Raw genomic sequence first — 16142 nt, 5'->3', positions numbered from 1 at the left:
GATAGAGACGATCATGAACAGATACGACTTCTGATCGACTGATGATCTCGTCCACCACTGGACGGAATTGCGACTTCCAAAAGCTATCCACGAGAGGCAAATTCAACTCGCTTAGCGAGCGGAACCTCGATTCAAACATGATGAAAGGGGAATGTTCATGCTTCGGAAAACGCTCATCGGCTGGCTTGCAGCTATCGGTGTCGGAATGGCAACGCAGACAATGGCCGAGGAAACGCTCAGAGTCGGCGTTACTCCAACTGGGGTGCCGTTCACGTTTGTCGACACCGCAACCCAAAAGCCGACAGGCGCGATGGTCGATCTGGCAAATGCGATTGCCGCGAGCCTTGGTACGACCGCCGATTTTCAAATAAACGCTTTTCCTGCCCTGATCCCGGCATTGACGACCGACAAAATCAATCTGATCTCAGCCAGTATGTTCATAACGGACAAGCGCAAGCAGGTCATTGATTTCAGCACGCCGGTTTACGCCTACGGCGAGGCAATGTTTGTTGCTGCCGGTGACAGCAAAAACTACACGATCGAGGAGCTCAGGGGTGAAACTGTCGGCGCGCAGATCGGCTCAACCTACGCTGACGCTCTGGAAGGTCTTGGCGTATTCGGCCAAGTCAAGCTCTACGACTCGATCGCTGACATGATGCGTGATGTGGTCCTGGGTCGCGTCAAGGCCGGCTTTGGTGACGCCCCGATCGTCGCCTACCAGCTGTCAAAGAATCCCGAACTGGGTGTTCGCCTCGTCGACGGCTATCAGCCGATGAAAAAAGGCGAGGTCGCGTTGGCGGTTGCCAAGGAAAATCCACTGCTTCTCGAAAAGGTGAACGCTTCGATCGCGAAGTTGAAGGAAAGCGGCGAACTCAGGAGAATATTTGCCAAATATGGTCTCTGAAGGCCATCGCGCATGGACCGCGAAACAGGCGCCGGCTGGCAGGACCATAGGATCGCGTCGGAATGACCGGCTTTGTCGGCCGGGTACGTGCCAAGAGGAATAAGAGCCGGCCATGACCAAATTCATCGCGCACGCAACGGAATATCTGCCGCTTCTTCTTAACGGCGTTTGGCTGACCGTCATGATAACCCTTTTTGCGCTGTGCCTTGCGACCGCGCTCGGTCTTGTCTGGGCGTTGTTCAGAACATCTGGGATTCGCTCCCTCGCAGTGCCGACACGGCTCCTTGTCGACTTCGTGCGCGGCATACCGCTCCTCGTGGTTCTCTTCTATATTTACTTTGTCGCACCCGACATCGGCATCAACCTGACTGCCCTTCAGGCTGGTACGATCGGGCTCGGGCTGGCTCACTCGTGCTATCTCGGGGAAACTTTCCGGGCTGGCATCGAGGCGGTCGATACGGGTCAGATCGAAGCGGCAAAATCGATCGGGATGAAGCGTCCGTTGATGATGCGCCGCGTCGTGCTGCCGCAAGCATTCAAGATTATCCTGCCACCTTACGCCAACAACATGGTCATGCTGTTAAAGGACTCCTCGCTGGTGTCGGTGATTTCGGTTCAGGAGCTGACCATGCAAGGCAAGATGCTTGCGTCGTCCACATTCGACAACATGACAGTTTTTACCTTGGTGGCACTGCTTTACCTGTGCCTGACGGTTCCGCTGAACTTGTTTATGCGCAGAGTCGAAAGCTATCTTGGGGCGGCGGGATGATCACCTTTGACAACGTGCACAAGTCCTTCGGTGCCCACGAAGTCCTCAAGGGGATCAACGCCGAGATCGCCAAAGGACAGGTCGTATGTCTGATTGGGCCCTCGGGTTCCGGCAAATCGACGCTTCTACGATGTGTGAACGGGCTTGAGACCTATCAGCGCGGTCGCATCAGCATCGACGGCACCGTGGTCGATGCCGCCTCGCCCCAGGTTCACGCCATCTGCGCCCGCGTTTCCATGGTTTTCCAACGTTTCAACCTGTTTCCGCACCGCACAGCCCTGGAAAATGTCATGGAAGGGCCGCTCTACGTACTGAAGGAAAATAGGAAGCAGGTCCGGGAGCGGGCCACGGCATTGCTCAATCGCGTCGGCTTGGCCGATAAGACGAATGCCTATCCCGCGTCATTGTCGGGCGGCCAACAGCAGCGCGTGGCCATCGCCCGCGCCCTGGCGATGCGCCCACAGGCCATTCTTTTCGACGAGCCCACCTCCGCACTTGACCCGGAAACGGTCGGCGAGGTCCTGCAGGTCATGCGCGCGCTCGCACACGAGAACATGACCATGCTCGTGGTTACGCACGAAATTCAGTTCGCCCGCGAGGTTTCCGATAGTGTCCTCTTTCTCGACGGCGGCCGGATCGTCGAGCAAGGTCCGGCCAAGGAGCTCCTTCGACACCCGAAGCACGAACGCACTAGGGATTTTCTTCACCGGGTGATGCACCCCGTCTGACTCTTGGCCGGTGCTGCCTTGTCGCGTCAAAGCTCTGAATTCAGACCTGTCGCTCCGCCGGGGACGAGCCCTCAAACTCTGCGAGAACGGCGCTTAGAGTTCTACGGTCCCAAGGAAATCTGGTCCATGCCGTCTCCTCGGCCGGGTGAATTCGCTTGAGAACTGTTGGCTCAAGTGGAATTGAGATTGGCCAGTCCTTCAAGCCGGCGAGCCAATCCGGGTTATAGACTGTATCGGAGTGACGATGCCCTTCATCTGGCATTATGACGACGGTGGAGGCTTCGGGATTTTGCTTGGCGAACCATGCGCCGACCAGGGCTGCGGCGCCGCTGGTCGGGCCCATGAACAGCCCGTGATCGCGAAAAAGCCCATGCGCCATGGCGTAAGCTGGTAATGCGCCCACCCAATGAATATCGTCGATCATCTCATGTCGAACATTGTCCGGCAAAACGCTGTTGCCGAGCCCGCGCAGCATGCGCCTTCCGACAGGCTGGCCGAAGAGCATGCTTCTGTGGGTATCGACAGCAATCATCCTGAGATCTGGAAAGAGCTCACGAAGGAAACCTCCGGTTCCACACAGCGATCCCCCTGTTCCCACGCAGCCGACGAGGCAATCGACGCGGCCGAGTGAACGAACAACGAGATCCGCCAGGCGCGCGTAGGCAAGCCGGTTTTCCGGACTGTCGTACTGTCGTGGCCAATACGTGTCCGGGTTATCTTGCAAGGTCTTCTGAAGGTACTCGAGCCGACCACGCTGATTGCCGTCTCCCTGAGGATCATCGATGGCCATCACTTTGGCACCGAGCTGTTCCAGCCGTCTCTTGAGTTTCACGTCGATGAGGCTGGAGGCCGTGACGAGCGTAAGCCCATACCCACGGGCGGCAGCTAGCATGGCGATGGCCAGGCCGAACGTGCCCGACGTCGTTTCAATGATGTGCCCACCGCGCTTAAGGCGTCCTGATGCTTCTGCACGGTCCACCATGAATCGGGCGGGCAGCAGCTTCATGAGGGAAAAGCAGGCGGCGTTGAGGTTAGGCGCGAGCTGGGCAAATCGCGGTGTTTCATAGGCGCGTAAGTAGTCTTCACCTGCGCTCACTGGATTACTCTCGTTTCGGCGTTAAGGCCAAATGTATGAACATCTGTGAAGCCTGCGCCCCTCAACTGCCTTGCGAGTTCGACGGCGCGCATGGCGGGTCGCGGTGCGGCAGCATCCAGGAGGATGCCGATCAAAGTGCCACTGTGAGCCACTTGCACGCCGCATGCGTCATGCCCGCGCGCTATGTCCAGAACAGTGTTGAAAGCTGCCTTCGGCAGATACCTCTGACTTATCCTGGCGCTGATGGTTGCGACACGTCCAAGCAGGCGGGGATCTTGTTGCCTAATTGAGCGACACGCCAATCCGCGCAGAACACGGAAGACTCCGATTTCCTCACTATCGTAGCGTGCTCGTCGCATGCCCAGCGTGTCGATGGGCCGGGCACTGCCGTCCCTGAAACCCACAACGAGAAAGGGCGGGAACTCGCCTCCGAAATGTTCGATTGTACGGCCTTCCCGGTGAGCGAAGAGGAGAGCTTGGTCGCAGTAGGCGATGGCGTCGCTTGCGCCTTCCGCGGCCACCGCCAGTCGCGCAACAGTTGACTGGCGCAGCGTGACGCGCGCCGAAGCCGCGACCGCGCGGATCGACGCAATGACGTCTGCCGTAGAGGAACCGTAGCCGTGCCCTATCGGGATAGAGCTTTCGATCGTCAATTCTCCCCCTCTTCCAGCTACCCCGACATGCTCGAGCGTGAGGGCCGCCGCGCGCGCCGCTTTGATCCGGTTTGCGGGTCGCGGCCGAATGCCATCTTGTTCATCCGGCCAGAAGGTCACTAGCGACTCTTGCGACGTCAGCGGAAGCGTGACGAGTCCGCGACAAAGCCGTCCGTTTTCCGCTTCAAAGACGCCTTGGAGGAATTCCCCGTGATGGGCGTGTGCCCGACCGACTCCTACCACCAGAGGCCACGTGACAGTCTCGCAATTGATGTTGCTCGAATGTGTCTGCTGGCCGGATCTCGGTGTGCTTGTCTGTATCACCGCATCATCTCCTCACCATGGCATTGGGCGATGATGCGTGCGACTGACCCGTGCTGTCACTCGCCAAATCTTGGTAGTGCCATTGGCAAGCACATCGTGCAAAGATACGGACAAGATTACCCCACCAATTGGAGCCTCCAATACTGGACTAAACACAGCAGCACACGTTTCGGGAACGGTTGGCCATGCGCCAAGTAATCCGAAACGAGTGCGGCCATGCACGGTGTTTTCAGTATTGTTCTTCTAAGGAGGGTTGGACTGCCCACCCTTTGTCAATACTGAGATCTGGCGATAGTCCGCAGCGGCCAAAAGCGCTCAAACGCGTTTTGTCGCCAACTTGACTTTGAGCAGAGATGCGGAGCTCCGTCCAACTCGCGACCCTCAATTATGCACTTGTGGTCGCGGAGGAGGGCAGCTTTCTTCGCGCCTCGCGACGCGCAGGGATCGATCACTCCGCCGTCAGCCGGCGCATACGCGATCTCGAATACGCCATGGGAACGAGGATTTCGCCGCCATGCCCGCGACATCGGCCCAACCCCGGCAGGCGAGCGCTTTCCTGGAGCGTCCGCGCTCCGTGCTGCTCGAGCTTGATGATACTCTCACTCTGGCCAGGACCGCCACCAAAGATGAACATGAAAGCTTTCCATCGGCTCCAACGGAATCATCCTCGCCGGGCGAGGCTTGGATGCAATCATCGAGTTCGGGCAATCTCATGCAAATGTGACCGTCAGCTTGATAGAGAGTTCTTATCCTTCGCCGAAGGCTGCTCTGGGTGCCACCCAGGCCGACGTCGTCGTGTCCTTCTCCTCCCGATTCACCGGCGGCGCATGCGAACTGACACTGTGGAAAGACACTCTGGCTGTCGTTCTTGCTTCAAATCATTCTCTCGCAAGCCATTCCGTGATCGAGTGGCAGGATCTGGACCAAGAGACGTTGCTCGTCCGCAGAGGCGAAGCATTTCTGCTCGCCGACGCTGTTGGACGCGGCGTGCAGCATCCTCCAATCCTCGAACATCACGTCAGTGCAGGCATCTTTGCACCTCGTCGGAAACGGGCTTGTAGTCGCTCTGATCCACGACCGAGATGCCGACAGGGTTCTTAAAAGATGCGATCTGTCGTAAGCTGCGGATCGGGGCAAACCAATTCAGATCTCCAGTTTAGCCCGTTGGCGACCCGACAACGCCAATCCTGCCTTACCGATCTTCGTCGCGTTCCTGCGCGATCGGTATTCGTCCTGACAGTTATCCGACCGTCATGGTCGGACAATCAACCCGGTTTCAGAGTCCGTCGTGCCTTGGCGAATGCTCTGTTTATTGTGATGAACCGGGTCAGCATCGGCGGGATCGGTTCCGGGCCAATCTCACAACTAAGGCGTCGGCGCCTTTTAACGCCCTTGCCTCTGCGCGTCTTGCACGGCTGGGCTGCCGGTTTCCTTGCAAAACTGGAACTGTACTCCATAATTGCAAGCATAATTGGACGCCGCATCAGCATAGAACTCACCGAGACGCTGGACAGCATGCCCGCTGTTGCGCTGCTCGGGCCGCTTCAGGTCGGCAAGACAACCCTGGCGCCGGAAATAGCCGAACGGCGTCCTTCGATCTACCTTGACCTCGAGTCGGACGCCGACCGCGCACGGCTTGCCGAGCCGGAGCTTTTATTTGGCCGAGCATCAGGACAAGCTGGTTATGCTCGACGAGGTCCACCGGCTACCGAACCTGTTCCAGAACTGCGCGGGCTGATCGACCGCGGTCGGCTTGGCGGTCGCAAAGCCGGCCGCTTCCTGCCAAAATCTAACGCTTGGCACCCAACTAAACTGCCGCTCAGAGGTGGACAGCGGCTGTTCGTTTTGTCCACCCGAACGGGCAAGGAGCGCCATGTTCAGACATTCGCGGTGCTTCTCCAGAGCGGACGTTAGCTCATCGGTAGGAGTCGACCTGCGGACCATGCCTGATGGTAGGTGTAAGGGAACGGCGTGACCCCATGCGATGAAGCGGCGGTAGGCCGCCGCTCCGAATTTGAGCGGCCCGTCCGGCAACGCTATAATTGACCGGCAGGGGACATTATCGATGACGCAAATCAGAGCCATGACTGAGCAGGACGTGCCGTCGGTATCGCTGCTCATTGGAGAGTCTTGGCGCAGGACGTACTCGCCAATCATGGGTGCCGAGACCGCGGCCCGGATTTCGGATGAAGATCACACGCTGCAGCGGATTGCGGCGAAACTGACAGACACCAACAAAATGTCGTTCGTGGCAGAACGGCCAGACGGCTCGATTGCCGGCTACGCGATGGCTAAGATGAATGAAGCCGGCGACGTCATGCTTGACGGGCTCCACATCGATCAAAGCGAGTACGGCACCGGGCTAGCCGCTAATATATTGCACGCTGTCTTTGCCGCCCATTCCGGCATCCCGAGCATCGCACTCGAAGTGCTCGAGGGAAACGACCGGGCAATGGCCTTTTACCGCAAACATGGTTCGAAGTGATTCGATCGCAGGGCCGCGTCGCACGGTGCAGAAGGCCATGCATCGTTGATTATGCGCAAACTGCTATCTCGCGCCTAGTCGGAACTCGCGCATCGAACAGTACATCACGTCTTCCGTCCCCAGCGCACCGGCGGCCTCCCCGCTCGCAATCCAAATAGACGTCTTTCAGCTGTTTGATTGGCATGTCAGCGTGAGCGAACGCGAGATCCTGAGCGTCAGAAGCCGACAATGAAGCCGGACTGATTGCGATCAGCACGGTGCCGAGCGTCACAGACGCGAGGGACTTAACAACTGACATGATCATTTTGAGATCCTCCCCAGCTCCCGTCGGTCAACATTCAGTCCTTGGGGTCGCAGGTGTAGTGCCGTTCGAAGGTCCCGTCCGCGCGCCGCTGCTTGTCGAAGCCGCGATGTAAGGCTCGATCGCGCGCTCGTGGACCAGCCAAAGGGGATCTCGGCCGAGGCGTAGCCACTGCCGGCGGCCAACCGTTTCGGGATCGAGGCCGAAGCGATCCTGGTGCGCTCGATCGTCGTGCCGGCCGCGCCTGCCTCCGCATGACGGATGGCGCGGCTTCGCAAATCGCACATGATTTCGTCACGTGAGATGCCGATGTCGCCAAGGACGTCATCGGGTAAACGGCTCAACTGGTCCGTTGCCGACAAGAGAGCTTTTCGCTCGGCGCGGAGGCGTAACCACCTGCGAAATGGACCAATGGCGGCAGCATGAATTATAACCATGATCAGATCGTCCCTTCATTGATCTGAATTGACCGGTACGGAACGGCGCGAACGGCACTCCCGGCGAGAGCGTCAGCCGTCCGCGAGGCAAATTAGGCGTAGTGGTCGATGGATTGGTTTTGCCGCGGCGTGCCCATACGGCGGGCGGTGGCTGGCCCCGGGCCACGCATGTAATAAAGCTCCGGGCGGTAGCGCGGCGCGACGAATTTGCGAAACCCCGCAGCAAGTTTTGTGACGGGAGCCAAGAATTTCATGACTGTTCCCTTTCCCTTCGCCGGCTTGCACACGAGCCGGCGGGCCTGACGTTGCAACAAGGATATGACAGTCGAACCAGGCTCGGCTGTGGGAATTCCCACACCGGGGAAAACATTGGCGAAATCCGCTCCCAGTTTGCATCCCGGAAAGCGGGGCCCGCGGCCATCAAATTTCCTTGGATAGGGAGTAAGGTGAAGTACCCTTGATTGAACAAGAGACCGTTGTGACAGGCTCTCTGGCCTTCATCTCAAGACTTTGCGATGCCGACCTCGCCGCGCTGACCAAACGGTGGCATGAGCGCAGCTATCGACACAACGAGCTAATCATTTCCCACGGCGACACTGGTCGCGATGTCTTCTTCCTGCTGGAAGGACGGGCTCGCGTGACACTGGTTTCAGCGGACGGCAGGGAGATAGCGTATCGCGATGTCGAACCGGGTGACATTTTCGGGGAGCTCGGAGGCATTGACGGGATTGCACGCTCTGCCAGCGTAATCGCGCTGGAGGCAACCCGCGCTGCACGGCTGTCCGGCACAGCATTCCGGGATATCGTGATGACCCACCCGACTTTTGCCTGGATGCTGCTTGAGCATCTGTCTGCCCAGCTCCGGCGCATGACCGAGCGGGTATTCGAATACAGCACTCTGGTCGTGCGAAAACGGCTGATCGTCGAGCTCCTGCATCGGGCGGAGAAAGCCGCACTCGTGGACGGCGAGGTGTCCATAAGCCCGGCACCGACGCATTCCGAGCTGGCGGCAACGATGAGCACGCACAGGGAAGCGGTCTCGCGCGAAATGAGCGACCTCGCCAAGAGAGGCCTGATCGAAAAGCGCGGCAGCAGGTTATTGCTGCATGACGTCTCGGCACTACGGGCGCTGGTCGACAAGAAGGAATAGCGAAGGCTGTCGCTGCGGCGGGGGGCACCGCACGTTTCATACTCCTCGGCCGCAAGTGATTATTCCTTCCGGCAAACCGGGCAACCTAGCGTGCCAGCGCGCGGGTCGGGCTTTGATCGCTTCACCCCTTGCAAGAATCATGACTCGGCTTCTTGATGCGGGCACGGCGTTATCCCCAGCCTGCTTGCAGACTTACAAGGGCGGATCGAAGGGTGAAGCCGCATGGACGTTAAATACCAGATCTTCGTCAGCTCGACCTATGCCGATTTGGTGGACGAAAGACGGTCGGTCATCGAGGCCGTTCTTAACCCTCGGGCATATTCCTGTGGGGATGGAGGCATTCCAAGCCAGCGACGACACTCTTTGTCATCCCGGCCGGTGCGGACGAAGCGTTCGAGGCTTCGTTGCAGGACATGATCGCGAACCGGCCAGAGATGGGTGCGTGGACCTGGCGGGTCGGTGACGGGGAGATGCCGGCCCTTCCATAGGCTGGGACGACATCTCAGATTTCCATCGATGTCGTGAATCGATTGTCGGCTATCGATTCAGACAATGCGTTGGACAAGGATCCCCGCTGTCTTGGACCATGACGCTATGGTGAGGGGTGATCAGCGATCGTCTTTTTCGGTGAGCATGCTGCGGGTTTACCGCCGCCGAGGCGCACGTCTTCGAGCAGATCGCTGCCGGCAGGACGACGCTGGAGACGCCAGCGGCGCTTGGGATCCGGCGCACGACCGTTAAGACACATCTCGAGCACATCTTCCTCAAGACGGGAGCAAGCCGCCAGGCCGATCTCATCAAGCTCGCCCACTCGCTGGCTATACCGCTGTAATAGCCTCTGCAATTGGTGTGTGATGTCGGAACGGATCGCAGGCGGACTCTGCGGCGGGCGTCTTCTTGGAACCGGCAACCACTGCGGCCACGTCGCGCGGCGGACACTGTCTGCGTGTCAGCAAGGTCCGGTTCGGGTCACGGAGCGACGCTTCATGCCGGCGCCGCTCCGCGTAGCCTATAGTTCGACTTGCTCGGAAATCGCCAGCGCGTCATCGACCTCTATCCCGAGGTAGCGGACGGTGCTCTCCAGCTTCGTGTGACCGAGTAGCAGCTGGACGGCGCGGATGTTGCCCGTTTTCTTGTAGATTTGTGATGCCTTTGTCCGCCTCATTGAGTGCGTACCATATCGTTTCGGGTCGAGGCCGATGCTGGCCACCCATCTGCCTACGATCCTCCCATACTGCCTCGTAGACATGTGCGGCTTAGCGCGAACCCGGCTGGGGAAAAGGAAATCCCTTTCGGTCAGGCCTCGGCCTGCGATCCATGCACCGACGGCCGCGCGTGTCTGCTCCGTGATCTCGAACTGCACTGGCCGCCCTGTCTTCTTCTGTACGATAACCGCCCGATCACGCACGCTACCCGAAAGGGCGACGTCTCCGACGGTGATCGTAACCAGGTCGCAACCGCGCAGCGTGCTGTCGATCGCGAGATTGAACAGCGCAAGATCGCGTTCTGCGCCTGATACCTGCAGTCGCGTCCGGATGCTCCAGACTTCTCGTGGCTTGAGCGGAGGCTTCTGGCCAACAATGTGGCCTGGGTTCCAACTAGGCATGGTCCTTCTCCCATGCCGCCCTCCACAGCCGCAGCGCCCGATGCGGGCTCGCGCATTCTAGCGCCTCCGGAGCCGACAATGAGGGGTACTTCAATAGGTCGGATACCGGCTCTCCCGTTGAAGCTGACCGCGGTAATGGGCGCAGTCGCGCCACAGGCTGCCATCAGGGTTGCTACTGGCAGAACGCACACTTTCTCCCCGTTGCGGGCGGATTCGAGATCGGTCGTGGCTGGGATGCTTTGTGCCGACGGTTCGATGGGCCGTATCTCCGAAAGAGACCAGCGTGCGTCCAACGCTAGCTTGGCCGACCGATCCACCGCACGATTTCATAGGCAGGCATCGGGCGGCGAAAACCCTTCAGCGTCAGTTCGCCAACCAGAACGGAATCGACCAGCGACTCGACAGCGCCGAGGACCCGCTGGCTAACAAGAATCTGGCGCGATTTGGCCTCCTCGCACAATCGGGCGGCATGGTTCGACACAGTGCCGATGACGGCATAGTCCGAGCGCTGATCAAAACCGATGCGCCCGATGGTTGCGTGGCCCCTGGCAATGCCGATCCCAAAGCCAAGCAAATAGTCCCGCTTGCGCCATCGCTCTGAATGCTCGTCAATCGCGTCGCGCATTGCAGCAGCCATTGAGACAGCTCTCTCGCTGTGGTCGGCGCATGCCAGTGGATCGTTGAAAACCACGACGATACCGTCGCCCACGAACCGCTCGAGAGTCCCCTCGTGGCGGACAATTTGTTCACCAAGACAGGAATGATACTCGGCAAGAACGGTCATGACTTCTTCGGGTTCGGCGGTCTCTGCGAAGGCAGTAAAGCCGCGCAAATCGCAAAAGACAACGGTCACCTCGCGACGGTGGCTCTGCAAGAGCGCATCTCCATTGCCCGCCGCAACGATGAGGTCGGCGACCTGTTCGGGCAGGAACCGCCTGAGCCGCGCCATTCGCTCGAGCTCCGTCACCTGATCGGCCACGGTTTGCTCGAGCGAGCGATTCCAGTCGGAAAGTTGCGCGGCTTGGTCCTCAAGGCGTTTGGCTTGGCTCGCGACAGTGTCGTGAAGCGCCTTCTGACGCAGCATCGAGCGCACCCGCGCTAACAGCGCCCTGTGCTCGAAGGGCTTTGTCAGATAGTCGTCGCCACCGGCGTCCAGCCCATCGACCACGTCGCGCGTGTCGGCTTTCGCAGTGACCAGAATAACGGGGATCGACCGCAGCGATTGATCATGCTTGAGCATGCGTACCACACTAGCTGAATGTCCATAAGGATCAGGTCTGGCCTGTGCGCTCCGGCTGCAGCGATGCCGGCGGCGCCGTCCGCTGCCTCGATCAGTTCGTATTCGGTGGTGGCAATGAGATCGCGGATGATCTGGCGGTTGTCCTCGGTGTCTTCCACCATCAGGATTCGTTTGCTCATGCGGCCCTCACGTCCTCATTCACCCGGATTGGTACCTTGAGACGGAATGTCGACCCTGACCCGATCACGGACTCGACGTCTATGGTTCCGCCATGCATTTCAACGATGCGCTTCGAGATCGCCAGGCCAAGACCTGTGCCACCCTTCTGCCTGGTGCTGCTGTTGTCGACCTGCTGGAATTCTTCGAAGATGAGAGCCTGGTCCTTGGACGCGATGCCGGGACCGGTGTCTCGGACGGTGATCTCGAAGTGCCCGTCGACCGCATCGGCAAGAATGTCGACCGCACCCGTTTCGGTGAACTTGACGGCATTGCCTGCAAGATTGAGCAGGACCTGCGTCAAACGGCGTTCGTCCCCGCGGCCGATTGGAAGTTTCTCGGCAACAGTCGTTGAAAGCTCGAGACCCTTCGCTCGTGCCAGCGGCTCGACAGCCGTAACGGCCGAACGAACAATCTGCGCGACGGAGTAGTCCTCGATCGCCAGCGTGAGCTGGCCGGCTTCGATCTTGGAAAGGTCGAGTACGTCGTTGATGAGCCCGAGGAGGTGACGGCCGTTTGCCTGCACGCGCGCGACGGTCGTCTTTGCCTTGTCCGGGAGTTCGCCGTAGATGCCGTCGACCAGCAGTTCTGTGAAGCCTAAGACCGAATTGAGCGGTGTCCTGAGCTCGTGACTCATGTTCGCTAGGAACTGCGACTTGTGGCGGCTAGCAGCCTCCAACTCCCGGCCTTTCTCCTCGATCTCCCGGAACAGCTTGGCATTCTGGATCGCGAGCACCGATTGGGCTGCGAAGGTCTCCAGCAGGTGGACAACTTGCTCATGGAAGGCACCTGGCTTGTAGCGCCTGACGACCAGTGCACCGACGATCTTGTTGGGCCTCAGCAGCGGAACGATCAGGATACCGCGATATCCGGCTTCGAGGATCGTCTTTCTTACAAGGAAGGATGAGGCCTCCTCGCTGAGGTCGGGAAACTGCACCGGCATGCAGCGCCCGGGTGCGTCGCCGATCCCCATGTCGGCCAGCCCGATCGTCTGGTGTGAGACTGCGGCGATAAGCTCATCGCTCATACCGAAGTTTGCGCGCGGACGGAATTGCTGCCGCGTGCTGCTGAACACGTAGATGGTGCCAGCATCCGTCTCCGACAACTGGACCGCTTTCGCGACGATCGTTTTCAGCACCGTGTCGAGATCCAGCGTCGAATTGACCGCCTTGCTCACCTCACCAAGCGCCTCGAGCTCACCAACAGACGCGGCAAGCTCGCGCGTCCGTGACTGCACCGCCTCGAAAAGCCGCGCATTCTCGATGGCGATCACCGCCTGGTCGGCGAATGTCTCGACGAGCGCGATCTCCTTGGGATTGAAAGGTTGCGGCTCAACCCTCGTCATGACGAATACGCCAACGAGATCACCTTCCCGCAACAGCGGGGCAGCGAGGACGGTGCGGAATCCGCCTGCCTCAGCGATCAAGGCGACGCGGTAGTCCGGATCAGCGGTCACGTCTTCGATTTGCACGATCCGCCGATCTTCGATTACGCGCCCTACGGCGGAGCCTCGGCCTGCGGCAAGCGCTGGAAGTGGATTGGCGTCGACATAAGCACGGAAACTGGGCGGGTAGCCATGCGTCGACACATAGCGGAATACGCCATCCAGCAACTGCACGATACCACCCTTGTCGGCACGGCAGAGCCTGACAGCCGATTCCACCAACGTATCGAGCACGACCTGCAGATCGAAGGTAGAGCGGCTGATGACCTTCAGAACGTCTGCAGTGGCGGTCTGCTGCTGAAGGGCTTCGTCGAGCTGCTGGGTGCGTGTCTCAATCTCCTGATACAGGCGCCCCAGCTGGTCGGAGGTCTGGTTGACGTTAGCGGCGAGCACTCCAAGTTCGTCGCGATTGGCGACGGCAACCTGTTGGGCGAAGTCGCCGGCCGCTATCTGGCTGAGGCGCGTCTCGATCTTCTTGACCGGTTCGATCAACGACCAGGAGATGATGTAGCCGAGCCCCAACGCCAGCAGGATACTGCCCACAGCAAACGAGACCACGATCAGTCTGGACGTGCCGTACGCACCCTCGGTCGTTTCGATGGCCACTACCATGTCGGCCTCGGCCATGTTGACCAGCTGGTTTGTCAGCCGCTCGAGGCTATCAGCCGACGGTATGATTTCATCAAGCTGAACCTTGCGCGCCTCCTCAGTGCGGCCGGCGCGGACGAGCTCTGCCACGTGCGTCACCCCGGCCGTCAGCCGTTCGTACTCTTCCCTGACCTGGCCAAGCACTTCCACCTCGGCTTTGGCGACGAACTCCATGCGGTCGAGGTCGTAGCCGAACTGGTTGAGCTGGCGCAGCGCCGCATCCAGCATCCGGTCGTCCTGAAGCAAAAGGGCGGTGGAGATGCCGTAGAGCTGGGTGGTCGTATCGTGCTGGACCTGGCGATAGGCTGCTATCCGGCGCTGCAACTTGATCAGCTCGTTTGTTTGATCATTGACCCCACTCAGCACCTGCAACCCGACGGCCCCGAGCACGATCAGCAGGCCGACAATCGACAGGAACGCGATCAAGAGCTTGGTCTGGACGCGCGCCGGCAGCCGGGCAACCCAGCCAACGAGCCGGTTCGTTATGCTATTTGGATTCGTCCAAGAGGCTGAGAAGGTCATCCCGGAACTCCTCCAGGTCGAACCGGACACCAAGATACTGTACTCGCAAGATGCCACCGGGGTCCACGAGCGACGTCAACAAGGTATGGTCGACATCTCCGTTCGCCGCTTTCTTCGCGATGACCCCGTATTTCCGTCCAACCTCATGGACAATCGCCGGATCACCGGTAAGAAACGACCAGCCCTTCAGATCGGCGCCAAAATTCTGCGCATATTCCTTCAAAACATCGGGCGTGTCGCGCTCCGGGTCGACGGTGATCGAAACGAAGGCGATTTTCGGTCCGAATGCACTACCCAACTTTTCCTGCACGCTGGCCATATGGGCGGTCAGCATGGGGCAGACGTCGGTACAGTACGTATAGATGAATGATACGGAGACCACCTTGCCGCGAAAGTCGTGCAGCGACACACGCACACCGTCCTGCGATACCAAGGTAAAGTCCGGCGCCTGTCCGATCGTCGGCAGGCGCTCGTCGTGCGGCGCGTCGTGCGCGTGTGCCGGCCCGGCCATCAGCGCCAGCACCAAGATGCGCGCCGCCCACTCGCTCATGTTTTCATCTCGCGCTTGACCTCCTTGAAAAAGCGCCAATCCGTGCCGTTCGCGATGATCTCGTTTGGGTTCGACTTGACAATCCCGGCTTCATGCAGCCGCAGCGAGAAGAACCTCATCGTGTCCTCGGGATCGAAGTCGCGCCAATTAGAGTATGGGAGCTCGCGGAGCGACTGCACGGCGTAGTCGTATTGTTCGGTGTGTCCGCCATCCACCAGGAGGCGTGCCACCCGTTCCGGTTCGGCCGCGCAGATGTCGGCCGATTTGATGATGGCCCGGATGACGCGCTTGGTGGCAGCTGGATTTTTCTCGGCATACGCAGCGTTGACCGCCAGCATGCAGCAGTAATATTGCGACCACGGCCGGTCCTTGGAACTGTCGAGGATGACGTGGCCGACTTTGCGGGCGCGGAGGTCTTGAGCCTCAGGCGGAAAAGCCAGGAAGGCGTCGACCTTGCCCTCGGCGAAGAGCTCCGCCGGCTTTGCCTCGCCGACGATCCATTCGATGTCGCGTTGCGGATCGAGGCCGACATAGGTCGCCATGGCACTGACGAAGATATGCGGATCCGACGATAGATTGCCGCCGACGCCGACTTTGCGGCCCTTGAGATCCGCGATGCTCTTGATGTCCTCGCGTCCGAACAACTCGTAGCAGCCGACATGCACTCCGGAGATCACCTTGATCGGGGCGCCAGTGTCGACTGGAATGATTAGGGCCGTGGCAAAGTCAATGCCGAAGTCGATGTCGCCGCGCGCCAGCATCTCGGTCTGGGCGATACCAGCTTCGGCGGCCACGAAGCCGAAATCTGAGAACCCCTCTGCTCGGATCAGATCCTCGGCGACGTACTGCGGAGCAATGCAGATACCGGGCGCCGCCGCAAAGCGGGCGATTGTGGTTTCAGGTGCCGCTTCGGCGGCGGCCGCGTTGCGGCCCTTTGCAAGACCCACACCTGCGAGCGCGGACAGGCCTGTGAGGAAACGGCGGCGGTTCTGGATGATCTGCATAAGCCTTTCCTTCCCTGATGGGACACGACGTTCGGCGATTGCCTACGTCTTCAACTCCTGCTTTA

At 59.7% G+C, this 16142-nt stretch carries 17 protein-coding genes and 2 pseudogenes; 10 read left to right on the top strand and 9 right to left on the bottom strand.

The genetic code is table 11. The features are described from left to right. Window positions 1-157 precede the first annotated feature (157 nt). From NKI52_RS22000 to NKI52_RS21990, 3 genes are all read left to right on the top strand, one after another. Window positions 158-904: a substrate-binding periplasmic protein gene (locus tag NKI52_RS22000; protein WP_352699527.1), complete on the top strand. Its 747-nt coding sequence runs from the start codon at window positions 158-160 to the stop codon at window positions 902-904. A 112-nt stretch (window positions 905-1016) separates the two neighbouring features. After that, window positions 1017-1673, top strand: a complete 657-nt coding sequence (locus tag NKI52_RS21995) for an amino acid ABC transporter permease (protein WP_352699525.1) — start codon at window positions 1017-1019, stop codon at window positions 1671-1673. Further along, window positions 1670-2401, top strand: a complete 732-nt coding sequence (locus NKI52_RS21990; protein WP_352699523.1) for an amino acid ABC transporter ATP-binding protein — start codon at window positions 1670-1672, stop codon at window positions 2399-2401. The genes NKI52_RS21995 and NKI52_RS21990 overlap by 4 nt, the downstream gene beginning before the upstream one ends. A 40-nt stretch (window positions 2402-2441) precedes the next feature. Here NKI52_RS21990 and NKI52_RS21985 read toward each other — a convergent pair whose 3' ends face one another. Together NKI52_RS21985 and NKI52_RS21980 are read right to left on the bottom strand one after the other, a co-directional pair. Continuing rightward, on the bottom strand, window positions 2442-3497 hold the full coding sequence (locus NKI52_RS21985; RefSeq protein WP_352458033.1) for a cysteine synthase family protein: 1056 nt from the start codon (window positions 3495-3497) through the stop codon (window positions 2442-2444). Then, window positions 3494-4270, bottom strand: coding sequence for a GHMP family kinase ATP-binding protein (locus NKI52_RS21980; RefSeq protein WP_352923445.1), 777 nt, complete (start codon window positions 4268-4270; stop codon window positions 3494-3496). Before NKI52_RS21980 ends, NKI52_RS21985 begins: the two co-directional genes overlap by 4 nt. Before the next feature lie 557 nt (window positions 4271-4827). On the opposite strand from NKI52_RS21980, the pseudogene NKI52_RS21975 reads away from it, so the two are divergent. The 4 genes and pseudogenes from NKI52_RS21975 to NKI52_RS21960 form a co-directional block, all read left to right on the top strand. After that, window positions 4828-4965: pseudogene (locus NKI52_RS21975) on the top strand (helix-turn-helix domain-containing protein); the annotation flags it as partial. 154 nt (window positions 4966-5119) lie between these two features. Continuing rightward, window positions 5120-5575, top strand: coding sequence for a LysR substrate-binding domain-containing protein (locus tag NKI52_RS21970; RefSeq protein WP_352699746.1), 456 nt, complete (start codon window positions 5120-5122; stop codon window positions 5573-5575). 192 nt (window positions 5576-5767) lie between these two features. After that, window positions 5768-6388 carry a hypothetical protein gene (locus tag NKI52_RS21965; protein WP_352699521.1) on the top strand — a complete coding sequence of 207 codons (621 nt, stop codon included), beginning with the start codon at window positions 5768-5770 and terminating at the stop codon, window positions 6386-6388. Window positions 6389-6557: 169 nt separating this feature from the next. Continuing rightward, on the top strand, window positions 6558-6959 hold the full coding sequence (locus NKI52_RS21960) for a GNAT family N-acetyltransferase (RefSeq protein ID WP_352699519.1): 402 nt from the start codon (window positions 6558-6560) through the stop codon (window positions 6957-6959). A gap of 830 nt (window positions 6960-7789) precedes the next feature. Here the strand turns inward: NKI52_RS21960 and NKI52_RS21955 are convergent. Next, complete coding sequence (locus NKI52_RS21955) at window positions 7790-7951, bottom strand: hypothetical protein (protein ID WP_167522729.1); 162 nt, start codon at window positions 7949-7951, stop codon at window positions 7790-7792. Between the two features lie 224 nt (window positions 7952-8175). Here NKI52_RS21955 and NKI52_RS21950 point away from each other — a divergent pair, with 224 nt between their 5' ends. From NKI52_RS21950 to NKI52_RS21940, 3 genes and pseudogenes are all read left to right on the top strand, one after another. After that, a complete protein-coding gene (locus NKI52_RS21950; protein WP_352699517.1) occupies window positions 8176-8847 on the top strand; it encodes a Crp/Fnr family transcriptional regulator in 672 nt (223 codons plus the stop codon). A 222-nt stretch (window positions 8848-9069) separates the two neighbouring features. Beyond that, the gene (locus NKI52_RS21945; RefSeq protein WP_352458912.1) at window positions 9070-9264 is read left to right on the top strand and encodes a DUF4062 domain-containing protein; all 195 of its coding nucleotides are present in this window, start codon (window positions 9070-9072) and stop codon (window positions 9262-9264) included. Between the two features lie 238 nt (window positions 9265-9502). Further along, window positions 9503-9679: pseudogene (locus NKI52_RS21940) on the top strand (LuxR C-terminal-related transcriptional regulator); the annotation flags it as partial. Window positions 9680-9856: 177 nt separating this feature from the next. Here the strand turns inward: NKI52_RS21940 and NKI52_RS21935 are convergent. From NKI52_RS21935 to NKI52_RS21910, 6 genes are all read right to left on the bottom strand, one after another. Further along, on the bottom strand, window positions 9857-10453 hold the full coding sequence (locus NKI52_RS21935; protein WP_352699515.1) for a tyrosine-type recombinase/integrase: 597 nt from the start codon (window positions 10451-10453) through the stop codon (window positions 9857-9859). A gap of 295 nt (window positions 10454-10748) precedes the next feature. Next, window positions 10749-11693, bottom strand: a complete 945-nt coding sequence (locus NKI52_RS21930) for an adenylate/guanylate cyclase domain-containing protein (RefSeq protein ID WP_352699513.1) — start codon at window positions 11691-11693, stop codon at window positions 10749-10751. Then, window positions 11582-11872 (bottom strand): response regulator, encoded by a 291-nt coding sequence (locus NKI52_RS21925; protein WP_352699511.1) that lies wholly within the window; start codon window positions 11870-11872, stop codon window positions 11582-11584. Before NKI52_RS21925 ends, NKI52_RS21930 begins: the two co-directional genes overlap by 112 nt. After that, the gene (locus tag NKI52_RS21920; RefSeq protein WP_352699509.1) at window positions 11869-14523 is read right to left on the bottom strand and encodes a GAF domain-containing protein; all 2655 of its coding nucleotides are present in this window, start codon (window positions 14521-14523) and stop codon (window positions 11869-11871) included. The genes NKI52_RS21925 and NKI52_RS21920 overlap by 4 nt, the downstream gene beginning before the upstream one ends. Further along, window positions 14489-15073: an SCO family protein gene (locus NKI52_RS21915; RefSeq protein ID WP_352699507.1), complete on the bottom strand. Its 585-nt coding sequence runs from the start codon at window positions 15071-15073 to the stop codon at window positions 14489-14491. Before NKI52_RS21915 ends, NKI52_RS21920 begins: the two co-directional genes overlap by 35 nt. Continuing rightward, window positions 15070-16077 carry an ABC transporter substrate-binding protein gene (locus tag NKI52_RS21910; protein WP_352699505.1) on the bottom strand — a complete coding sequence of 336 codons (1008 nt, stop codon included), beginning with the start codon at window positions 16075-16077 and terminating at the stop codon, window positions 15070-15072. Before NKI52_RS21910 ends, NKI52_RS21915 begins: the two co-directional genes overlap by 4 nt. Window positions 16078-16142: the final 65 nt, after the last annotated feature.

The sequence above is a fragment of the Mesorhizobium sp. M0590 genome (assembly GCF_040320905.1).
GTDB lineage: Bacteria > Pseudomonadota > Alphaproteobacteria > Rhizobiales > Rhizobiaceae > Mesorhizobium.
The sequence above is the reverse complement of the archived record's forward strand: the minus strand, read 5'-3'. Positions and strand labels throughout refer to the sequence as shown.

What these genes read in the sequence shown, in the direction of transcription:
- NKI52_RS22000 (WP_352699527.1), top strand. Translation starts at nt 158, where the DNA reads ATGCTTCGGAAAACGCTCATCGGCTGGCTTGCAGCTATCGGTGTCGGA.
- NKI52_RS21995 (WP_352699525.1), top strand. Translation starts at nt 1,017, where the DNA reads ATGACCAAATTCATCGCGCACGCAACGGAATATCTGCCGCTTCTTCTT.
- NKI52_RS21990 (WP_352699523.1), top strand. Translation starts at nt 1,670, where the DNA reads ATGATCACCTTTGACAACGTGCACAAGTCCTTCGGTGCCCACGAAGTC.
- NKI52_RS21960 (WP_352699519.1), top strand. Translation starts at nt 6,558, where the DNA reads ATGACTGAGCAGGACGTGCCGTCGGTATCGCTGCTCATTGGAGAGTCT.
- NKI52_RS21955 (WP_167522729.1), bottom strand. Translation starts at nt 7,951, where the DNA reads ATGAAATTCTTGGCTCCCGTCACAAAACTTGCTGCGGGGTTTCGCAAA.
- NKI52_RS21945 (WP_352458912.1), top strand. Translation starts at nt 9,070, where the DNA reads ATGGACGTTAAATACCAGATCTTCGTCAGCTCGACCTATGCCGATTTG.
- NKI52_RS21935 (WP_352699515.1), bottom strand. Translation starts at nt 10,453, where the DNA reads ATGCCTAGTTGGAACCCAGGCCACATTGTTGGCCAGAAGCCTCCGCTC.
- NKI52_RS21930 (WP_352699513.1), bottom strand. Translation starts at nt 11,693, where the DNA reads ATGCTCAAGCATGATCAATCGCTGCGGTCGATCCCCGTTATTCTGGTC.
- NKI52_RS21925 (WP_352699511.1), bottom strand. Translation starts at nt 11,872, where the DNA reads ATGAGCAAACGAATCCTGATGGTGGAAGACACCGAGGACAACCGCCAG.
- NKI52_RS21920 (WP_352699509.1), bottom strand. Translation starts at nt 14,523, where the DNA reads ATGACCTTCTCAGCCTCTTGGACGAATCCAAATAGCATAACGAACCGG.
- NKI52_RS21915 (WP_352699507.1), bottom strand. Translation starts at nt 15,073, where the DNA reads ATGAGCGAGTGGGCGGCGCGCATCTTGGTGCTGGCGCTGATGGCCGGG.
- NKI52_RS21910 (WP_352699505.1), bottom strand. Translation starts at nt 16,077, where the DNA reads ATGCAGATCATCCAGAACCGCCGCCGTTTCCTCACAGGCCTGTCCGCG.